The 21,646-nt window shown below is 54.0% G+C and carries 16 protein-coding genes and 1 riboswitch; of the genes, 13 read left to right on the forward strand and 3 right to left on the reverse strand.

The window, feature by feature from the left end:
- Window positions 1-63 precede the first annotated feature (63 nt).
- The 6 genes from lolA to MIM_RS06280 all read left to right on the forward strand — a co-directional run bounded on the left by lolA (window position 64) and on the right by MIM_RS06280 (window position 6,783).
- The gene (gene lolA / locus MIM_RS06255) at window positions 64-795 is read left to right on the forward strand and encodes an outer membrane lipoprotein chaperone LolA (protein WP_025371906.1); all 732 of its coding nucleotides are present in this window, start codon (window positions 64-66) and stop codon (window positions 793-795) included.
- Between the two features lie 120 nt (window positions 796-915).
- The gene (locus MIM_RS06260) at window positions 916-2,256 is read left to right on the forward strand and encodes a replication-associated recombination protein A (RefSeq protein ID WP_025371907.1); all 1,341 of its coding nucleotides are present in this window, start codon (window positions 916-918) and stop codon (window positions 2,254-2,256) included.
- 351 nt (window positions 2,257-2,607) lie between these two features.
- Window positions 2,608-3,114, forward strand: a complete 507-nt coding sequence (locus MIM_RS06265) for a hypothetical protein (protein ID WP_025371908.1) — start codon at window positions 2,608-2,610, stop codon at window positions 3,112-3,114.
- A 170-nt stretch (window positions 3,115-3,284) separates the two neighbouring features.
- Window positions 3,285-4,643 (forward strand): serine--tRNA ligase, encoded by a 1,359-nt coding sequence (serS, locus tag MIM_RS06270; protein WP_025371909.1) that lies wholly within the window; start codon window positions 3,285-3,287, stop codon window positions 4,641-4,643.
- A gap of 140 nt (window positions 4,644-4,783) precedes the next feature.
- Entirely contained in the window at window positions 4,784-5,554 is a 771-nt protein-coding gene (yaaA, locus tag MIM_RS06275; RefSeq protein WP_025371910.1) for a peroxide stress protein YaaA, read from the forward strand.
- On the forward strand, window positions 5,551-6,783 hold the full coding sequence (locus MIM_RS06280; RefSeq protein ID WP_042070037.1) for an MFS transporter: 1,233 nt from the start codon (window positions 5,551-5,553) through the stop codon (window positions 6,781-6,783). Before yaaA ends, MIM_RS06280 begins: the two co-directional genes overlap by 4 nt.
- Before the next feature lie 266 nt (window positions 6,784-7,049).
- Here the strand turns inward: MIM_RS06280 and MIM_RS06285 are convergent, their stop codons facing one another.
- Entirely contained in the window at window positions 7,050-9,239 is a 2,190-nt protein-coding gene (locus MIM_RS06285; RefSeq protein WP_025371912.1) for an FUSC family protein, read from the reverse strand.
- A gap of 492 nt (window positions 9,240-9,731) precedes the next feature.
- On the opposite strand from MIM_RS06285, the gene MIM_RS06290 reads away from it, so the two are divergent.
- The 7 genes from MIM_RS06290 (at window position 9,732) to MIM_RS06320 (ending at window position 18,717) form a co-directional block, all read left to right on the forward strand.
- Window positions 9,732-11,450, forward strand: a complete 1,719-nt coding sequence (locus tag MIM_RS06290) for an acetolactate synthase 3 catalytic subunit (RefSeq protein ID WP_025371913.1) — start codon at window positions 9,732-9,734, stop codon at window positions 11,448-11,450.
- A 9-nt stretch (window positions 11,451-11,459) separates the two neighbouring features.
- Window positions 11,460-11,954, forward strand: a complete 495-nt coding sequence (gene ilvN, locus MIM_RS06295; RefSeq protein WP_025371914.1) for an acetolactate synthase small subunit — start codon at window positions 11,460-11,462, stop codon at window positions 11,952-11,954.
- 63 nt (window positions 11,955-12,017) lie between these two features.
- Entirely contained in the window at window positions 12,018-13,034 is a 1,017-nt protein-coding gene (ilvC, locus tag MIM_RS06300) for a ketol-acid reductoisomerase (RefSeq protein ID WP_025371915.1), read from the forward strand.
- Between the two features lie 104 nt (window positions 13,035-13,138).
- Window positions 13,139-13,918, forward strand: coding sequence for a transporter substrate-binding domain-containing protein (locus MIM_RS06305; protein ID WP_025371916.1), 780 nt, complete (start codon window positions 13,139-13,141; stop codon window positions 13,916-13,918).
- A 70-nt stretch (window positions 13,919-13,988) separates the two neighbouring features.
- The gene (locus MIM_RS06310; protein ID WP_025371917.1) at window positions 13,989-15,131 is read left to right on the forward strand and encodes a methionine aminotransferase; all 1,143 of its coding nucleotides are present in this window, start codon (window positions 13,989-13,991) and stop codon (window positions 15,129-15,131) included.
- A gap of 32 nt (window positions 15,132-15,163) precedes the next feature.
- On the forward strand, window positions 15,164-16,153 hold the full coding sequence (locus MIM_RS06315; RefSeq protein ID WP_025371918.1) for a Bug family tripartite tricarboxylate transporter substrate binding protein: 990 nt from the start codon (window positions 15,164-15,166) through the stop codon (window positions 16,151-16,153).
- Between the two features lie 350 nt (window positions 16,154-16,503).
- A complete protein-coding gene (locus MIM_RS06320) occupies window positions 16,504-18,717 on the forward strand; it encodes a TonB-dependent receptor (protein WP_025371919.1) in 2,214 nt (737 codons plus the stop codon).
- Window positions 18,718-18,815: 98 nt separating this feature from the next.
- Here MIM_RS06320 and MIM_RS06325 read toward each other — a convergent pair whose 3' ends face one another.
- Both MIM_RS06325 and MIM_RS06330 read right to left on the reverse strand, forming a co-directional pair.
- Complete coding sequence (locus tag MIM_RS06325; RefSeq protein WP_025371920.1) at window positions 18,816-20,063, reverse strand: D-amino acid dehydrogenase; 1,248 nt, start codon at window positions 20,061-20,063, stop codon at window positions 18,816-18,818.
- 132 nt (window positions 20,064-20,195) lie between these two features.
- A riboswitch (glycine riboswitch) is annotated at window positions 20,196-20,282 on the reverse strand.
- A 210-nt stretch (window positions 20,283-20,492) separates the two neighbouring features.
- Window positions 20,493-21,452, reverse strand: a complete 960-nt coding sequence (locus MIM_RS06330; protein WP_025371921.1) for a Bug family tripartite tricarboxylate transporter substrate binding protein — start codon at window positions 21,450-21,452, stop codon at window positions 20,493-20,495.
- Window positions 21,453-21,646 lie beyond the last annotated feature (194 nt).

Consider the following 21,646-nt stretch of genomic DNA (forward strand, 5'->3'; position numbering starts at 1 on the left):
TTTCCGGTGGTATTCACAGGGCCTGACCCGACTGCCGGAAGGAACAACAACAGGAGTTCATTCATGAAAAAGACCTTACTTGCGATTTGCCTGGCGATGGTTGCAGCGGTACCCGTTGCGACAATGGCGCAGGACATTAAAGTGAACCCCGATATGATGAATCCGGATGCCGGCCTGTCCACCACGCTGGAAGGCGTAACTTTCGAGAAAATTCCCGACGTTAAAAACACGCAGCAGACAGATGCCCGGCAACAACTGAAGGATTTCGTGGCGCAGGTCAGATCGGCCAGTGGCGAATTTGCCCAGAAAACATCCGGCGGCAAGGCCAAGAACAGGGCGGCTCAGACCGGCACCTTTTCTTTTGAGCGTCCGGGAAAATTCAACTGGAGCGTGGTCAAGCCCTATGCGCAAAGCGTGATTTCCGATGGCAAAACAGTCTATCAATATGATCCCGATCTGAAACAGGTGACCGAACGTCCGGTAAGCAAAGCGGTGGGTGCGTCGCCGGCGGCCATTCTGTTTGGCTCGGGTACGCTGGATGATTCGTTCACGCTGTCTGCGCTGCCAGACAATAATGGCATGGTGTGGATGCGTGCGACGCCTAAAGTATCGGATGCCGGCCTGGCGCATGTGGATATCGGCTTTGCCAATAACCTGCCGGCCGAGCTGGTCATCCTGGATTCTTTCGGCCAAACCACGTCGATCAAATTGCGCAATTTCAAAAGCAACGCGAAAATTCCGGCCAGCGCTTATCAGTTCAAGGCCCCTCCTGGCGTAGATACCGTTAAAATGTAGCCTGATAAAGGGCCTGTACCCTCACTTCGCTGTTCAGCTCAAGGGCCGTTGCGACGGTCCTTTTTGTACCTGGCTGCGGTTCACCCCTATGCGCAGTGATTCTGGAAACCCAATATAGTTATGACCGATTTTTCCGATAGCGATCTGTTCAATGGTGCCGGTGCAGGCGCGAATGCCCCGCTGGCCGAGAGACTGCGTCCGCGCAATATCGACGAGGTGATCGGACAGTCGCATCTGCTGGGCCCGGACAAACCCTTGCGGGTGGCGTTCGAGGCGCGTCGTCCGCACTCCATGATTTTCTGGGGGCCGCCAGGTGTCGGGAAAACCACGCTGGCGCGCCTGATGGCCGACGGTTTTGATGCGCATTTTATTGCCATCTCTGCAGTGCTGGGTGGCGTCAAAGATATTCGTGACGCGGTTGTCAAGGCCCAGGTCGCGCAGGCGCAGGGACGCAAAACCATTCTTTTTGTGGACGAGGTGCATCGCTTTAACAAGGCACAGCAGGATGCATTCCTGCCTTATGTTGAAAGCGGCCTTTTCACCTTTATAGGTGCCACCACCGAAAACCCGTCGTTTGAAGTCAATTCGGCGCTCTTGTCGCGTGCCCAGGTCTATGTGCTTACCGCGCTGTCGGACGAAGAACTGGGCCAGTTGCTGTTGCGTGCCAAAGAGAGTGGGGCGATTGATCTGGATTTTGATGATCAGTCTATCGCTGTGCTCACCGGCTATGCCGATGGCGATGCCAGACGGTTTTTGAATTTACTGGAGCAGACCAGCACGGCTGCGATGGCTGCGCAGGTTACACAGATCACGCCCGAATTTATGCAAAACGCGCTCACGCTGAATCTGCGTCGTTTTGATAAGGGCGGTGACAGTTTCTATGACCAGATCTCTGCGCTGCATAAGTCGGTGCGGGGTTCGCATCCTGATGCAGCGCTGTACTGGTTCACGCGCATGCTCGATGGCGGCGCCGACCCCAAGTATCTGGCGCGCCGCATTGTGCGCATGGCCTGGGAAGATATCGGTCTGGCCGATCCGCGCGCCATGCAGATGGCCAATGAAGCGGCCACAACCTATGAGCGCCTGGGGTCGCCGGAGGGTGAACTGGCATTGGCGCAGGCGGTGATCTATTTGTCTATCGCGGCCAAAAGTAACGCGGGCTACAACGCCTATAATCAGGCGCGCGCTTTCGTCAAGCAGGATAAATCGCGTGAGGTGCCGGTGCACCTGCGCAATGCGCCTACCAAACTGATGAAAGAGCTGGGTTATGGCCATGAGTATCGCTATGCCCATGATGAGCCCAATGCCTATGCCGCCGGCGAGACCTATCTGCCCGATGGAATGCGGGAGCCGGGCTGGTATCGTCCTGTGCAGCAGGGGCTGGAAACGAAAATTACGGAAAAACTCAATTATCTGCGCTCATTGGATCGCGAGGCGCGGCAAAATAAAAAGACCAGATAACAAAAGAACCAAAAGGGGCAGATAATAATAAAAAGGCCAGATAAATAATAATGGCAAGTGGCATATTGGCCAGAAGCCAGAAGCCAGAAGCCAGAAGCCAGAAGAAGCCAGTTGCGCAGTGCTCGCTCGATGGGTTGCGCATGTCTGCCGAATGTCAGCTCAAAGACAGTTACATAATACTTCGTACAACGACGTAATAAACTCCCCGTTTCTATTGTCTAAGGTGTAAGTTAGGCGTAGCTGGCTATGATCTCTGGTCAGGGCCTGACTACCGTGCATTGAACGGCATGAAGAATAATGGTGCCGGACGAAGTGCATGGTCGGGTACGTTATCAATAACTGGAGCAGAACATGAAAAAGACCGTTATAGCGACACTGGCAGGAGCCTTCACATTGGCGCTGGGTATGCATTCAGCGATAGCGGCAGACATGAAAATGAATGCCGACAGCAAGATCGATCAGAAACCCATGCATCAATCAGGCACGACAGGTACGCCAACGCCGGGTTGGGAAAAACTCAGTAAAAACAAGAACTGGAAGCCTGCAGCGTCCGGCGCGGGTCAGCCGCATGCCAGTCCTGTGAAAGCGGACAGCAATGTCGTTCCCGAACACCAGGGTACGAGCGGGATGCACACGTCGCATGCCAGCAAAAGTAAGCCTACAGCAGCGGCGCCTAAGCATAAAACGAGCATGGCGGTCAAATCCGACCAAGGGCATAGCGGGCACATGAAGTCCGGCGCGGCCAAACCAGCCGGGCAGGGTGGTGCTATGCCGATGCAGCACGGCACCTCTGGCATGAAGTCGGACAGCAATGTGGTTCCGGTGGAGCATGGGCAGGCTCACAAACCAGCGATGTAAATGAAAGACCGTGCCCGGCGGCAGTCGCTTGCCTTTCGGGCCGGAAGGCTGATTTTTTCTCCGGGAAAGCAGGTCGCGGGCGCGCGTTGTTCTATCCGCGCCCACTGCCGGCGTATAGCTGTATATAATGATTACCCTATACTTCTCCCACACGACACTCAGAAAAAATCATGTTAGATCCTGTTTTACTGCGAAAAGAGCTTCCCCTTGTCATCGCCGCGCTCAAGCGCCGCAACGTCGATTTTGACGAAGCCCGCTTCAATCAGCTCGAAGCCCGGCGCAAAGATGTACAAATTCAGACCGAGACCCTGCAGGCGCAGCGCAATGCACTGGCCAAACAAATCGGTCAGCTGAAATCGCGTGGAGAAGACGCCAGCGCCGTTATGGCCGAATCACAGGCACTGCCCGGCAAACTGAAGGAGCTGGAAGAAACGCTGGCAGGTATTCGCAGTGAACTGGATGGCTGGCTCATGACTATTCCCAATCTGCCACACAGTTCCGTGCCGGAGGGCAAGGACAGCGATGACAACGTCGAGGTTCGGCGCTGGCTGGGCGTACAGGCTGGCTATGTGACGGATCAAAGCGAACCGCCCGCCAAAACCTTCGAGACCCAGGATCATGTGACGGTCGGTGAACGCCTTGGACTGGAATTTGATACGGCTGTGAAGCTGACCGGCGCGCGTTTCTCCTTTATGCGTGGCGGCATGGCCCGCCTGCATCGGGCCCTGGCCCAGTTCATGCTGGACTTACACACGAGCGAGCATGGCTATACCGAATGCTATACGCCGTATATCGTCAACAGCTCAACCCTGCTGGGCACTGGTCAGCTACCCAAATTCAAGGACGATATGTTCTGGGTCACCAAGGGCGGCGAAGACGAACCCCAGACTGACCAGCAGGGCAGGCCAATTGAAAAAGAAGATCTTTATCTGATCTCCACTTCCGAAATTACCCTCACGGCTACGGTCAAAAACGAAATCGTGCCTGGCGCCAGCCTGCCCTTGCGGCTGACGGCGCATACGCCATGTTTTCGCTCCGAGGCCGGTAGTGGCGGTCGCGATACCCGGGGCATGATCCGTCAGCACCAATTTGACAAAGTGGAAATGGTGCAGATTGTTCATCCGGACACCTCCTACGATGCGCTGGAGCAGATGGTCGGGCATGCTGAAAAAGTGCTGCAATTGCTGCAACTGCCTTACCGTGTTGTGCAGCTGTGCACGGGCGATATGGGGTTTGGCGCGGCCAAAACCTACGATCTGGAAGTGTGGATTCCGGCGCAGAACACCTGGCGCGAAATATCTTCTGTGTCCAACTGCGAGGCCTTCCAGGCTCGGCGCCTGCAGGCGCGTTTCCGCAACGAGCAGGGCAAAACCGAGTATCTGCATACGCTCAATGGTTCCGGCCTGGCGGTAGGACGTACGCTGGTCGCGCTGATTGAAAACTATCAACAGGCCGATGGCAGTATCGAGATTCCTGCTGCGTTACGTCCTTATATGGGCGGTGTGGCGCGTCTGACTCCGGCCGCTTAGTAATGATGGTCATGTTCTGCCGGGCTTTGATGGTCGGCAGGCAGACCTGCTTTGTCATGATGTATTGACGACGTTCCAGGCTACCGACGGGAGCGGCGTTCACTCCAGATTCACCCCTATTCCATTCAAGGTTGTCCGTCATGCTTTTTCTGCTTTCTCCTGCCAAAAAACTCGATTACGACTCTCCTGTTTCCACCCGCACGCATACCCAGCCTCTTTTTGTCAAACGCTCAGCAGAGCTGATCAAAGTGCTTAAAACCAAAAGCGCCGAGGATATTGCCGGGCTGATGAAGCTGAGCCAGGCATTGTCCGAGCTGAACGTACAACGGTACGCGGAATGGAAACCCAAATTTGATCAGAAAAATTCCCGGCAGGCCGTGCTCGCTTTCAATGGCGACGTATATGAAGGACTGGCTGCAGAGACGCTGAGCGAATCACAACTGACATGGGCTCAGGAACACGTGGCCATTCTGAGCGGCTTGTATGGGGTGTTGCGCCCGCTGGATCTGATGCAACCCTATCGGCTGGAAATGGGAACGCGCCTGCAAAATAGCCGAGGCAAGAATCTGTACGAGTTCTGGGGTTCTGAGATCGCTCAATACCTGAATGAACGCCTGGCTGATCAGCCCTCGCGTATTGTGATTAATCTGGCTTCGGAAGAGTATTTCAAGGCGGTGGATCTGAAGGCGCTGGATGCCCGTGTGGTTCAGTGCGTATTTCAGGACTATAAAAACGGCGTGTATAAAATTATCAGTTTCAACGCCAAGCGTGCGCGTGGGCTGATGGCGCGGTTTGCCATAGAAACCAAAGCCAAGACGCCGGCAGCCCTGAAAAAATTCAATGTCGAAGGCTATGCCTTTGCCGCCGAGGAGTCTACGGAAGATAAACTGGTCTTCCGGAGAAAACAATGAGCCGCCAGGCCGCGATAAGAATTTTTGCGCTTTTTGCGCTGGGTTATTTTCTATCCTATGTGTATCGCGGCCTGAATATCGGCTTTGCGCCGTTCCTGTCGCGCGAGATGGGTCTGACCGCCAGCGATCTGGGCTTGTTGACCAGCTTTTATTTTATCGGTTTTGCGCTGGCGCAGTTGCCTGCCGGGCTGGCGCTGGATCGCTATGGCGCGCGCCGCACCGACGCGGTTCTGCTGCTGGTGGCTGCGGTAGGAACAGTGCTCTACGGTATGACGCATAGCATGCAGGGGCTGATTGTCGGCCGCATTCTGATCGGCGTAGGTGTCTCTGTTTGTCTTGGCGCCGGCTTTCTGGCAATCGCCCAGAATTTTCCGTCCTCGCGCTGGCCCCTGCTGAATGGGCTGATGGTGGCGCTTGGCGGTATGGGCGGGGTGGTGGTAGGGACGCCGCTGGCCGTCTTGCTTACGCAATACAGCTGGCGCGAAATCAGTATAGGGATGGCGGTGTTCACGGTTGCCGTGGCTGCCGTGATCTGGTTGCTGGTGCCCGAATCGAAGCAGCGTCATGCCTCGCATGAATCAGTCTCCAAGCAGATTCATGGCATCCGTATTATTCTTAAGAACAGTGTTTTCTGGCGCGTCGTGCCTTTCCCGTGCGCGGTCGGCGGCGCCTTTTATGCAGCCCAATCGCTTTGGGTTAAACCGTATCTGACCGACGTGTCTGAATTGACAGCGCGTCAGGCTGATAGCCTGGTGTCCATGCTGGGCCTGACCATGGTGGCCGGCACCGTCATTACCGGTATGGTCGCGCGCAAAATCGAGCGATACGGGCTGGGGCTGCGTGCCTTCTGCGGACTGGGTATGGCGCTGTTTGTGCTGGTGCAGTTGCTGATCCTGTTCCGGGTACCCGTTTCTCTGACCCTGATCTGGGGGGCTTATGGGTTTCTGGCAGCCAGTTGTATTCTGGCGTATGCTTTACTGGCCGAAGTCTTTCCACGCAAGGTGGTCGGCCGCGTCACAACCGCCTTCAATATGATTTTTTTCATCAGCATTTTTTCCATGCAGGTGGGGGTCGGGTTTGTGCTGGATTTCTGGCCTGCAACGGAAGGTCATTATCCGGCGGTTGCCCATCTGACCGCCTGGGGTATGATGGTTGCCATCCAGCTGCTGTCGGCGATCCTGTATTTCTGGCCCGGTGCCTTGAAGGTGGATGAGCAGTTGTTTGAATAGGTAATTGCATATGGCATATACCCATGGCTGCCGGTATCTGGCGGTTATGGATGAAGTGCTGGCGCGCAGAGGCACAGAGGCACAGAGGCACAGAGGCACAGAGTTGCGCCGTGCGCCACTACACCCTCAATCGCGATGCCACACTCTTAATCAAGAATAACAATCCACCGTCAACCATCCACCCTTAACGCCCTGTAGGGATGCGCGCGAACCCGTCGTTCCCCGCACAGAGCGGTACCGGTTCTGTCAAACCGCGGCTATCCTGCTTACATCAGGCCAATATTGGTGGACTGCTGGCGGATGCGCAGCGCAGCCTGTTGCATCTGTTTTAGCGGGAAGACCAGGCTGCCATATTGGCCCTCGGTTTCAATTTGCGTCGGCGCCTCGGTAATGGTCTGTGCGTCCTTGTCCAGCAGGTCAGACACGTTGGACAGGGTCTGCTGCATATTGGGCGGTATTTTATCCAGGCCCGCCATGACAGGTGCAATGGCAGCAATCTGACTGGCTACGGCGTCGGTCTGTACCAGAATCGTGTTCAGTTCCTTAATGTGGATCTGCTTGGATTTCGGTTCATTCATCATCCTGTAGAAACTGTCTGCAAACGCGCCAAAGGCCGTATGCATATTCTTGCGGGACAGCTGCGCATGTACATAACGTTCGTTTTCAGCCGAGGGGACTTTGTGTTCCGGGTCGGCATGCACCGAGTTGATGTACGCCTGTACCGCCAGAATATACTCGTGTGCAGCCGCTACGGCCTCTTGCGCCAGCGGCATGATGCGCTGCTTTTCCCACCAGGGCAGAATCGAACCGCAGGCAAAGGCCAGGGCACAACCGGCCAGGGTGTCCAGCGCGCGTTCGCCGATAATCAACAGATTGCCCGGGCTTAGGAAGTGAAAGGCAATCAGGATATAGATGGTCATCAGCAGCGAGCTTAATGGATAGTTGGTCAGGACAAAGGCATTGCCCAGCACCATCGCCGGAATCATGATGGCAATAAGAATAAATGGGTTGCTGGTCAGGTTAAAGAGGGCAATGGTGATCAGGCAACCCACCAGCGTTCCGACCAGTCGACCAATGGTGCGCTGGCGGGTGAGGGCGAAACCCGGTCGCATGATAATGAGCACCGTCAGAATGATCCAGTAGCTGTGCGAAGTAAACGCCTGTACTAATTCGGAATGACCGTAGACCAGACTGACCACAGTTGAAATCAGCAGCACCAGCGTTACCACAAACGTGGTACGCAGGGCGTAGCGGAAGATCGAGGAGTTGAAATTCAGATTGCGTTTGAACGGGCCCAGGGTAATCGACTGCGGCGTAATGAAACGGCGCAGCGACTGGTCACGCTTGAGGCTGTCTACCGGTTCCAGGCGCATGCCGCGCAGATTGTCGGCCATCCGGTCCACAAACCGGCTGGCGTTACGCAGTCGACGCACAATCTGCACCAGCAGCATATAGGTTTCGGGCTCAGTACGCTGAATACCGTCCTGTTTCAATTGCAGCAGTTCGTATTCCATGGCGCGTAACTCGGCTTTCACGCTATTGCGGTAATCCACCGGCTTGTTGCGCGCCAGGCTGTAGGCAGTGCGATTGAGCGTACGACTGATCTTGAACAGGGTATCGCGCATGAACAGCAGGATATCGTGGTCCTGAAAGCGTGCGCGCAGGGTGGCGTAGTCAGTTTGTGATGCCACCATGGTATCGAGCAGTGCAATCATGTCGATGAACACATTCCACAGCAATATGCGCTGCTGGTCGCTCGCGTCGTTGTCGCGCGGCAGATTGCGCAGCACCACGTCGCGCGCACTTTGGTGTTGCTCTGTCATGGCGATCATTTGCGGAATCAGTCGCCGATAGCTGTCGTCCAGGTTTTTGTGGGTGTCGTAAAAATCGGCGCGGGTGCTCACATAGGAAGCGGTGGCATACAGGGCGGCAGACAGGGTCTGCCGTTCTTCGCGCAGCTTGAACAGGTGGCTGATGGAGGTGCTGTAAAGGATGTAGAAAATACCACCCATGGCAGTATAGCTGGTATGGGTAAGCGCCTCGTTGACCGACATGGGGGTGTGCATGGACAACATCATCTGCAGCAGGCAGCCGAACCCAATCAGGCCGCCGCGCCGGCCATAGACCGAGAGCATGGAATAAAAGAATACCTGAGCCGATACCACCAGCCAGAGCAGAGCAGGATAGGGGCTGGCCAGCCCGGTAAGCAGCCCGGAAATCTGCCCCAGGACGATGCCGCCCAGCATTTCATTCAGGCGCGAACGCTTGGTGCCGCCAACCTGATCAATAATGGCCGGACACAGGGCGCCGGTCGCCAGCGCGACGCCGATAAGAGGCTGATTGAACAGCCCTGCCATCACGAATACCGGTAGCAGGACTCCCGTAGCCTGGCGCGTTCCGTGGAAAAAATGGGAACTGTAGAAGAATTTGATAAAATTTTCTGCGCGGATATCCATACACCAAACCAGTGAAAAGACCGGGGTTCACAATCGCCTGCCGCCAGACGCCTACCGAATCCTGCAGGTACGGATAGGGTGGCAAAAAAACCTATTGTACCGTTGCTGCCGAACAAATTTACACATAATGAATATTCCTGATTGCGTTTGATGTTGCAATACGGTACATTTGAGGACTATACCTGCGCACAATCCGTCGCCGGTATGAACGGACACCTGATTTTAGCTACCCGCTACAATTTTGCAGTGCGCCTTAAATGAACGAACAATAGCGGTTATTCGTGCCAAAAGCGTGAATAAACGTCTCCATTTCGAACTCTCCCGCACCCAGTGTGCGCGCAGACCCAGATTGATGGCCAGGCTGGTACATCAGTGTCTGCAGGTGGCGTTCCTCCGTGAGGAACAAAGCGCTGCAGATGTTGGCGGATCCTTCCGAAGCCGCAGGTCACAGGACCAATCAACGCGGGAATGCTGGTTATGAAAGGAAATAACATGGAACTCAATGGCGCCGATATCGTCGTGCGCTGCCTGGCCGAAGAGGGCGTCGAGCACGTTTTCGGTTACCCTGGTGGCGCGGTGCTCTACATTTACGACGCAATTTACAAACAGAAAGACTTCAAGCATATTCTGGTACGACACGAGCAGGCTGCCGTGCACGCTGCTGATGCCTATTCGCGCTCCTCCAATAAGGTTGGCGTGTGTCTGGTTACCAGCGGCCCGGGCCTGACCAACGCGGTCACCGGCATTGCCACTGCCTACATGGATTCCATACCGCTGGTCATCATCAGCGGACAGGTACCCACCAAGGCCATTGGTGAAGACGCCTTCCAGGAATGCGATACGGTCGGTATCACCCGACCCTGCGTTAAGCACAATTTCCTGGTCCGCGACGTACGTGATCTGGCCGATACCATGCGAAAGGCATTTTATATTGCTCGCACTGGCCGTCCCGGCCCGGTTTTGGTGGATATCCCCAAAGATATCTCCATGACCATGTGCAAATACGCGCCGCCCAAGTCCGAAATCAAGATGCGTTCTTATGCGCCGGTGGTCAAAGGTCACCTGGGTCAGATCAAAAAAGCAGCCCAGTTGCTGGCCAGCGCTGAACGTCCCATGATTTATGCAGGCGGCGGCGTTATCCTGTCCGATGCCTCCGAGGAACTGCGCGAACTGGTGCGGCTCAGCGGTGCACCGGTCACGACCACCCTGATGGCGCTGGGCGCACAGAACCCGGATTCAGAACAGTATCTGGGTATGCCGGGCATGCATGGCACGTATGAGGCCAATATGTCCATGCAGAACTGCGATGTGCTGATCGCTGTTGGCGCGCGTTTTGACGACCGCGTGATCGGCAATACCAGGCACTTTGCACAAGCACAGCGCAAGATTGTTCATATCGATATCGATCCTTCGTCCATTTCCAAGCGGGTCAAGGTGGACATCCCCATCGTAGGCAATGTCAGGGAAGTGCTGCAGGAAATGAACCCGCTGGTCGCAGACGCACTGGCCGAACAGAAAAGTGGTCGTTCGCTGCAGGCCTGGTGGAAGCAGATCAATGAATGGCGCGGCCGTGATTGCCTGAAATACGATCGTGGCAGCGACCTGATCAAGCCGCAATTTGTGGTTGAAACCCTGTGCAAAGTGACTGAAGGCAACGCTTTTATCACTTCCGACGTGGGTCAGCACCAGATGTGGGCGGCGCAATATTATCGATTCAACCATCCGCGGCGCTGGATCAACTCCGGCGGCCTGGGTACCATGGGCGTTGGCCTGCCATACGCCATGGGCGTGCAGATGGCGCACCCCGATGCACAAATTGCCTGCATTACCGGTGAAGCTTCAATCCAGATGAATATCCAGGAGCTGGCAACCTGCACACAGTATCATTTCACGCCCAAAGTACTGTGCCTGAACAATCGTTATCTGGGCATGGTGCGGCAATGGCAGGAAATTGACTATCAGTCCCGCTATTCGGAGTCCTACATGGATTCCATCCCCGACTTCGTCAAACTGGTCGAAAGTTATGGTCATATCGGTCTGCAGATCGACAAACCGGCAGATGTCGAACCGGCGATCAAGGAAGCTTTCGGCAAGCACAAAGACCGTCTGGTCTTCCTGGACTTTATCACTGACCGGACCGAGAACGTCTGGCCAATGGTCAAGGCAGGCAAGGGCCTGACCGAAATGTTGCTGGGTTCAGAAGACTTGTAAGGGGAAACCATGAAACACATTATCTCCATTCTGCTGGAAAATGAGCCCGGTGCGCTGTCCCGTGTGGTGGGCCTGTTCTCGGCCCGGGGCTACAACATTGAAACGCTCACCGTTGCACCGACCGAAGACGCAACCCTGTCGCGCCTGACCATCATGACTGCGGGCTCTGAAGATGTTATTGAACAGATCACGAAACACTTGAACCGTCTGGTTGATGTGGTTAAAGTAGTTGATCTGACCGAAGGGGCACATGTCGAGCGTGAACTCATGCTGGTCAAGGTACGTGCAGTGGGCAAGGAACGCGAAGAAATCAAGCGCCTGGCCGACATCTTCAGGGGCCATATTGTGGATGTGACCGACAAGTCCTACACAATTGAACTGACGGGTGTACAGGAAAAGATCCAGGCATTTCTGTCTGCGCTGGATCGCAGTGCGATCCTGGAAACGGTTCGTACAGGCGTGTCCGGTATCGGGCGCGGCGAACGTATTCTGCGGGTGATGTAATCGGGTAGTGAAGCGCAGTAAGCAGACATTCAAACAAATTTAACTAATTTCTTGAGGCTTTAAATGAAAGTTTTTTACGACAAAGATTGTGACCTGTCCCTGATCAAAGGGAAAAATGTTGCCATTATCGGTTACGGCTCCCAGGGTCACGCCCATGCACTGAACCTGCATGAATCAGGCGTTAACGTCACTGTCGGCCTGCGCAAAAACGGCGCATCATGGAACAAGGCTGCCAATGCCGGTCTGAAAGTGGCCGAAGTGGCTGACGCCGTTAAAACAGCTGATCTGGTCATGATCCTGTTGCCCGATGAAAACATCGCCCAGGTATACAAAGAGCACGTGCACGGCAATATCAAGGCCGGTGCGGCATTGGCTTTCGCTCACGGCTTTAACGTTCACTATGGCCAGGTTGTTCCCCGTGACGATATCGACGTCATCATGATTGCCCCTAAAGCGCCAGGTCACACGGTTCGTGGTACATACTCTCAGGGCGGCGGCGTACCTTCACTGATCGCTGTACACCAGGACAAATCCGGTGCAGCACGCGACGTCGCACTGTCTTACGCCAGTGCTATCGGTAGCGGTCGCGCCGGTATCATCGAAACCAATTTCCGTGAAGAAACCGAAACCGATCTGTTCGGCGAACAGGCCGTCCTTTGCGGTGGTGCCGTTGAACTGATCAAAGCCGGTTTCGAAACCCTGGTTGAAGCCGGCTATGCGCCTGAAATGGCCTATTTCGAATGCCTGCACGAACTCAAACTCATTGTTGACCTGATCTACGAAGGTGGTATCGCCAACATGAACTACTCCATCTCCAATAACGCCGAGTATGGTGAGTACGTGACCGGTCCGCGCATTGTCACTGACGAAACCAAACAGGTGATGCGTGAAGTGCTGAAAGACATTCAAACGGGCGAATACGCGAAAAGCTTCATCATTGAAAACGCCGCTGGTGCACCTACACTGACGTCACGTCGTCGCATCAACGCCGAGTCCGATATTGAAGTCGTGGGTTCAAAACTGCGCGCCATGATGCCATGGATCGCTAAAAACAAACTGGTTGATCAAACCAAAAACTAAGTGTAGGCTTGAGCGCCAGAGGCTCCTATCTGGTTCTGGCGCTGGTTTATACTGTCAGGCCTCTGAGTAATCAGAGGCTTTTCTCTTTTTTCAAGGCGGCAATTATGAATATTAAAATGCTCATTGCGGCAGGCATCCTTGCCGCCGGCACCATCAGCGCGCCTGTATGGGCCCAGGAAGTGCTCAAAGTCGGGGTCGAGGCCCTGTATCCTCCGTTCGAGAGCAAAACCCCCGACGGCAAACTGGTGGGCTTCGATGTGGAACTCAATGATGCGGTCTGTGCCAGGCTCCAGGTGAAGTGTGAATGGGTCGAAACCAGCTTTGACGGACTGATCCCTGCGCTGAATGCACGTAAATTCAATTACATCAATTCGGCAATGAATATTACCGAGCCGCGCCAGAAAGTGATCGATTTCACTGTGCCTATCTACGATGTCCCCAGCCAGCTGATCGCCAAAAAAGGATCGGGTCTGCAGGCCACGCCGGAAAGTCTGCAATCCACGGTTGTAGGCGTACTGCAGGGATCGGCGCAGGAAGCCTTCGTTAAGAAGCACTGGGCGCCCAAGGGTGTAAAAATTGTCTCTTACGCCTCTCAGGATCAGATTTACCAGGATCTGCGAAGTAATCGCATCCAGGCAGCGGTGCAGAAAACACCGAGTGCAGTCAGTGCTTTTCTGGACAAACCCGAAGGCAAAGACTACGAAGTAACGGGCGCACCGCTGGACGATACCTCGGTGCTGGGTGTTGGGACCGGCTTCGGTATCCGCAAGGGCAATGACGAACTTAAAAAGCGTCTTGACGGCGCGATTGATGCCCTGAAGAAAGATGGTACGATAAGCAAACTTACCCAAAAATACTTCAACGCCGACTGGGTCGCCAAATAAGTCGATTGTTTGACAAGCGCAACCGGCCCGGGCGGCCGGTTTTTTTCATTTCGTCTATCAGGTAACGATCATGCAGATCCGTTCAAAGCTGCCCGCCGTGGGCACCACTGTTTTCAGCGTTATCGGTGATCTTGCCGAGCGTCATCAGGCCATCAACCTGTCGCAGGGCGCGCCCAACTTCCCGTGTGCACCGGAACTGATTGATCACGCCATCGACGCCATGTCCGAAGGGCACAATCAGTATTCCCCGATGATCGGCATTGAGTCCTTGCGCAACAAGATTGCCGAAAAAATTCAACTGCTATACGGGCATAGTTACGACGAACTCAATGAAGTAACGGTGATGGCCAGTGCCAGTGAGGCCCTGTATTGCGCCATAGCAGCATTGGTTCATCCTGGCGATGAAGTGATTTATTTCGAACCCTGTTTTGACAGCTACGCACCCATTGTGCAGTTGCAGGGGGCCGTGCCGGTGGGCATCAAACTGTTGCCACCTGCCTACGGAATAGACTGGGACGCGGTGCGCGATGCGGTGAATGATCGCACGCGAATGATTATTATCAATTCACCTCACAACCCCAGCGGTGCCGTGCTGTCTGATGCGGATATTGCTGCCTTGCAGGATATCGTGGCCGATACCAATATCGTCATCCTCTCTGATGAAGTGTACGAGCATGTGGTATTTGATCAGGACATTCATCGCAGTATGTCGCGCTACGCCGGCCTGCGCGAGCGTGCGGTAGTGGTCTCGTCTTTTGGCAAGACATTTCATGTGACCGGGTGGCGTGTCGGTTATTGTGTCGCGCCGACTGCAATCATGGCTGAAATACGCAAGATTCATCAATTTCTTATGTATTGCGCCGACACGCCTATGCAGTATGCGCTGGCGGCCATGATGGAGACACCTAATCATTACCTGAATCTGTCTACCATTTATCAGGAAAAGCGTGATCTGCTGGCTCATGCGCTCAAAGAGTCAAAATTTGAATTGCTGCCAAGCAAAGGCAGCTTTTTCATGCTGGCCCGCTTTCATCATTTCAGCTATTTGTCTGACGTACAACTGGTGCGTAAGCTGATCGAAGAATTCGGCGTGGCCACCATCCCGGTGTCCGCTTTTTATTCGGATGGCACCGATTTAGGGGTGATCCGTCTGTCCTTTTCCAAGGATGACGCCACCCTGGAAGAAGGCGCAAGACGCCTATGCAAATTATGATATTAAGCAGTCATCTCGTTCAAGGAAAAACAATGACAAACTTCAGGAAACTGACCATTAGTTCGGTTCTGGCAGCCAGTGGTGTGCTGGGCCTGTCGGCTACTGCAGCAGCCCAGGACAACTGGCCCGCTAAACCCATCACATTTATTGTGCCCTACGCAGCCGGCGGTTTTGCCGATACCCGTATGCGCCTGCTGGCGGAAGAACTGAGCAAGGAACTCAAAGCCAACGTAGTGGTAGAGAACAAAGCCGGAGCGGGCGGCGTGATTGGTACAGACTACATTGCCCGCGCCAAACCAGACGGTTATACCATTGGCAGCGGCAACCTGGCACCACTGTCGGTTAACCCAACGCTGATGCCAAAAAATGTCAAATATGATGTGAGCAAAGATCTTGCGCCCGTCATTCTGATCGAAGAAAGTCCGCTGATCCTGAGCGTTAACAATAAGCTGGCAGTGAAAAACGTGGCTGATCTGATCGCAATGGCCAAGAAAGAACCCGGCAAACTTACCTTTGGCTCGTCCGGTGTAGGCGGCGCGCACCATCTGTCTGGCGAGCTGTTCGCCACCGATGCGCAGATTGAGCTGACTCACGTCCCTTACAAGGGCGGCGCCCCTGCCGGCAGCGACCTGATGGCGGGTCACATCGATATGATGTTTGAAATGGGTTACGCTGCCATGCCGGCGATTCAGTCTAAAAAAGTACATCCCCTGGCCGTGACCAGCGCCAAGCGACTGCCATTGCTGCCCGATGTGCCTACCATGCAGGAAGCGGGCCTGAAGGGCTTCGAATCTTACAACTGGCAGGGCGTGATCGCGCCGGCAGGCACACCTGAGCCGATCATCAGCAAACTGAATACGGCATTCAACAATATCCTGAAAAAGCCTGAAGTGCAAAAGGCGTTTGAAAGTACCGGCGGGCAGTCTGCCGGCGGCACACCTGAAGATTTCGCTAAATTCATTCAGAGCGAAACAGCCAAGTGGGCTCAGGTGATTAAAACGTCGAATGTGACGGTGAACTAAACGGGTTTTTGCGATCTACTGTTGTTACCCGTAGCGGGCGGCTGCCAATTTGGCGCCGCCCGTTTTTTATATGGCCGAGCGTGACCATTTGCGGTTATGGGGATTAGAAAACAGTCGTTCGTCGTGCACTGTCAACGTGTCATCGTATGATGCGTGACGCATACGTTTTTGGCAATCTCAACTCAATCCGTCTTGCAAAAAACGGCAATTCAAAATCTACATCAATGCATATTCCCGTATCTCAAAAGTAAGATGACCTCTTTTTAGTAATAGAAATGCGTCTCAAAATAAATTTCATTAATACAGAAAACCATAATTGGGCGACCAGGCGATAACGTAACGGAGAATTTATGGCTAAAAACAAGCATAGACTTCTTTCTTTGCCGACAACACTTGCGCTGTTGTTTGGCATTTTCCCTGGCTCGCTGCTGTGGGCTCAGGACGCGGAGAGCGAAGCACTTCCAACTGAGAAGCTGGAGCCTATCGTAGCGGTGGCAAGTGCAACGCCACGGTCAATCGAGGAGATAGCTGCGACCGTTTGGTTTATTGACAGCAAGAGGATCGCGCAGTCCAGCGCAATGGGTAAAACGCTGGGGCAAATCCTTGGCGATGAGATTCCCGGTCTGGATGCCAGCAGCGGTGGGCGTACGAACAATGGCCAGAATTTGCGGGGGCGCGGCATTCTGGTCATGATAGATGGTGTGTCGCTCAATTCTTCGCGTCAGATCAGTCGACAGCTTGATTCGATCTATCCCAATAATATCGAGCGCGTCGAGGTGCTGTCCGGCGCTTCTGCGGTCTACGGCGGGGGCGCTACCGGGGGCATTATCAATATCGTTACGAAGAAATCCGATTCAGGCATTCAGGGTAGTTTCTCCGTGAATGGTGTCTCCGGGTTCAAAGGCGGCCAGGACGGCGATTATTCCATGTCCGCCGAGGTCAGTGGCGGTAACGAGCGTATGTCTGCTCGGGGTGCAATCTCTCTGGGGCGCAATCGGGCTACGTATAATGCAGATGGTGAGCTGATTGTGCCTGACATTACACAGGGGTCGCTTCAGTACAATCGGACGGCAGACATTATGGGCAGCACCCGATTCAATTTTGATAACGATAAAGCCCTTGATCTATCAGTACAGTATTATGAAAGCAAGCAGCGTAACCGGTATGGTCTGAATTTTGGAAAAAACTTCAAGTCTTTTCCTAATTTTGAAATTTCTGACGGGTATGAAGCCGACCGTCAGGGAGCGACGCGTCGCTGGGCGATTAACGCACAATATAGTGATCAGGATTTTTTGGGGCATCGTTGGTATAGCCAGTTATCGTGGCGACGCGAAGTGCTGGACTTTATACCGTTTATCTATACACGGCCAGCTCCGTACTTTGCCGCTTCGCAGCAAACGACAAGTGTGCTTTCCGCGCGGACGGCCCTGGAGAAGCAATGGAATAATCTCAAATTCACTTACGGGTTTGATGGCTATATCGATAGACTCGATAGCAACCAAATTATTTTCGACAGAAAAATGAGTGCAGCCAGTGGTGGCCTGATCAATGAGCGATACAAAGAAATAGGCCGGTACCCAGGGACACGGGTTTCGTCTGCTGCTGGATTTCTGCAACTGGATTACGCAATTTCGCCTCAATGGCAGGTCTCTGGCGGCTATAGGTACCAATACCTGAAGAACCGGATTGATGATTTCATTGGCGCGGCACAGCAGACACGGCTGGCTCTGGGTTTAGGGCGTTCTGCCGATCATATTGCCGGTGGCACGAACAGTTACCGTGTAGGGTTGTGGAATCTCGGCACCGTATACAAATTCTCACCGCAAACCAGATTATGGGCAAACTTTTCACAAGGGTTTGAATTACCGGATCCCGCCAAATTTTATGGACAGGGCAAATATGTGTTCTCACAGGGACATTACAAACTTGTTAACGGCTCCAATGTGAGCGGTAGTCGCCTCAAGGGCATTAAAACCGATAGTTTTGAAGTTGGCGGTCGCTATGCGGACAGCAGCGCCGAGGCGCAAATTAGCGCGTTCTACTCTATCTCTGATGGCAGTATTGATTATGATCGCAAGACCTTACTGATTACGCAAAGCGATAATAAAAAGCGCATTTTTGGTGTAGACGGCAAGGTGAGCTATTGGCTTACTAAACAGTTGCAATTGGGCGGCCTGGGGCATTATGTGAACACCCGCATTAAGTCCGGTGACCGTTGGGCCAAGGCCAGCATTACCGATGCCAGCCCATCCAAAGCCAGTGTGTGGGCCTTATGGCGTACCGGCACTTTCGATGCAAAAATACAGGCTAATCGCATCTTCAGCATGGAGGATGGCTCAGGCCATCGTTTGAATGGTTACACCACGGTGGATGCCTCATACCTACAGCAACTGGGAAGGGGTGAGATAACCATTGGCATTCAAAACCTATTCAATAAAAAATATACAACGGTTTGGGGGCAACGGGCGAAGGTGTTTTACGCAGTTGGTGGTATACCGGAATCTATGTTTGATTACCAGGGGCGGGGCCGCACGTTCTCGCTGGGCTATACCTACGCATTTTAATTGCATCTGCAATTTTCAGTCCTCACCTGGTGGCGTGGCTTGAGTAAGAAGCCACGCCTTCTATCGCTAAGGCGTGGCCATTACTATTGCTTATCTGATCAGTACGCTGGCTGCAACGAAGGATTTTGCGCCGATGCATCAACCAGTTCACCCAGCATCTGCGCTGTGATGGCAGACAAAGTCCATCCCAGGTGCCCGTGTCCGGTGTTATAGAATACGCCGGGTTTGCGCCCGCGGCATACGCGCGGCATCATATCGGGCATCATCGGACGCAGGCCGCACCATGGCACCACGCGTCGGGTCGCAATCTCGGGAAACAGGCGGCGGGTCCAGTCGATCAGAGGCTGTACCCGGTCAGCGCGAATGTCTTTGTTGAAGCCGTTGAATTCGGCGGTGCCGGCCACACGGAAGCGATCGCCCAGGAAGCTGGTGACGATTTTGGCGTCTTCGTCCAGCAGGCTGACCCGCGGCGTTGCTGCCAGGCTGGCTGCATCGTCCAGATGAACACTGATGGAATAACCTTTGACCGGATACACATTCATCGTGTCGCCTAGCATGCGGGCAATGCTCCGGCTGCCTGTGCCTGCGCACACAACGATCTTCTCGGCTTCAATAAAGGCAGACTCGCCGTTGTCGTAACGTTCATGGAAAATCTGGTGCTGTTGCCGATCGCTCGCGATGCGGGTGACAGAGGTATCCATGATGAAACGCACCCCCAGCCTGCGGCATGCGGCAGCCAGGCCATTGGTGAACTTGTGAATGTCGCCGGTGGCGTCCGATGGGGTATATAGGCCGGCAAAGAAATCAGCTTTCAGTGTGGGTTCAATGCTGAGGGCTTCATCGCGCGTGACTGCATAGCGTTCCAGCCCGCCAGCCTGTAGCAGCGCATTGCTTTTGACGGCCTTGTCAAAGCTGCCCTTGTCGTAATAAATGTGCAGAATACCCCGACGCTCCAGATCAAAATCAATGTTTTCCTGCTCTGCCATGGCATATAAATGACGACGTGCTTCAATCGCCAGCCGGGTGGTTTCGATGGTATTGGTTTTGTGGTTGGGGATATTGCGAATGAATGCCGCAAGCCAGCTGTATTTATGCCAGCTGAAAGCAGGATTGAGCAGCAGGGGCGCATTGCGTTTGCCGATCCAGCGCAGCCCTTTCATTACGGTAGCGGTGCTGTTCCAGACTTCTGCATTACTGGCCGAGAGCTGGCCGCCGTTGGCAAACGAGGTTTCCATGGCAGGATCCCGGTTCTTGTCCAGGACAGTGACCGAATAGCCGAGTTTTGCCAGAGTATAAGCGGTGGTGATGCCGGTAATGCCGGCGCCGATGATAGCGACACGTGACATGAACGTCTCCGATAGGGATGATACAGACCACACGATCTGCATACCCCATCTGTCACGGTACCTGAGAGTTTCACCGGCCTGAATGAAGCCGGTTCCCCTTCGGTGGGCGCGTGCGCCTCTCTCCAGAGTGTCGCGTTATTTGCAGTCCTTTTGCCTGAGAGTTTCCGGGGTGGTTGCTCCGTCGGCGCCAGCAGGGCTGATCTCTCCTGCAAACACGTATGTCGACAAGGCATATGATAGCCATCTGTTGCAAGACAACAAGCCGGGGTTTACCCTAAGCAAGGCGATCCCGGTCGACCACTGGCCGGGTGTGCGATCCTGCCGGTTTATGTTATTTCAAATGAAAAAACTGGTATTTCAAATGAAAAACCCGGCTGGCCCACATTAGGGCAACCGGGCTGCTGATGCGCCAATGCAGTGACTGCGAGGTTATTGCACCGTAATATTATTTTCCTTGATGATATTGTCGTACAGTGCAGAATCCCGTTTAATCAGTTCGCTCAGCTCAGCGGCGGAGCCACCGACAGGTACAAAACCGGCGGTTTTAAACTTGTTCTGCACATCCGGGTCTTTCACGATCTCAGCAATTTCCGATGAGACGCGATCCACGATGTCCTGCGGCGTTCCTTTGGGAGCCAGCAGCGACGTCCATGAGTTCATCACAAAGCCCTTGAAGCCGGCCTCTTCCATGGTGGGGATGTCGTCTTCACCGTCCCAGCGTTTGGCCGAGGTAATGGCCAGCGCATTGAGTTTGCCTTCCTTCACATAAGCCATAGGCACCAGGATCGGATCAAAGACCATGGACACCTGGCCACTGAGCAAATCGGCCAGTATCGGTGCGCTGCCTTTATAGGGAACGTGTGTCATTTGAATGCCGGCCTCGTCGGCAAAATGCGCGCCTGTCAGGTGTGCGCTTGAGCCTGTGCCGCTGGACGCATAGGTCAGGTGATTTTTCTTGCCATATTCCACCAGCTCTTTGACGTTTTTGGCAGGTACCTGCTTGCTGACGAACAGAAACAGGGGCAAGTCTGCAATATGCGATACCGGGGCGAAATCGTCGTTGCTATAGTTCAGTTTATATAAATGTGGATTGGCCGAATAGGCTGCCAGGACGGTGACAAACGTATATCCATCAGGTTTGGAGCGCGCAGCCTGACTGGTGCCGATGGTGCTGTTGGCGCCTGGCTTGTTTTCAATAACGATGGGTTGCTTGAGCTTTTCCGACAGTTTTTGCATGACCACGCGGGTGACGGTGTCGGTTGCGCCACCGGGGGTATACGGAACGATGACTTTGATGGGTTTATCGGGCCACGCTGCTGCAGCCGTGATGGGCAGAGCAAGGGCAGCCAGCGCGGTGTACGCAAGAAGAGATGTCCCTTTTATTTTCATTTTGAATGAATCCTTATGAGATTTGGATAACCTGACAAGGATAACAAACATTAATCAAGAAAAAGTAGTCTGTCGATGAAATAAAGAAGGAAATCGCCTTGTTTTTACAAAATGAAAAAAGCCCGCAGAGCGAGACTGGGCGGGCTTTTGCACAGCGGAACAAAATTCGGATGGCAGGGGCAATATGACCGCTT

It is taken from the genome of Advenella mimigardefordensis DPN7 (assembly GCF_000521505.1).
GTDB lineage: Bacteria > Pseudomonadota > Gammaproteobacteria > Burkholderiales > Burkholderiaceae_B > Advenella > Advenella mimigardefordensis.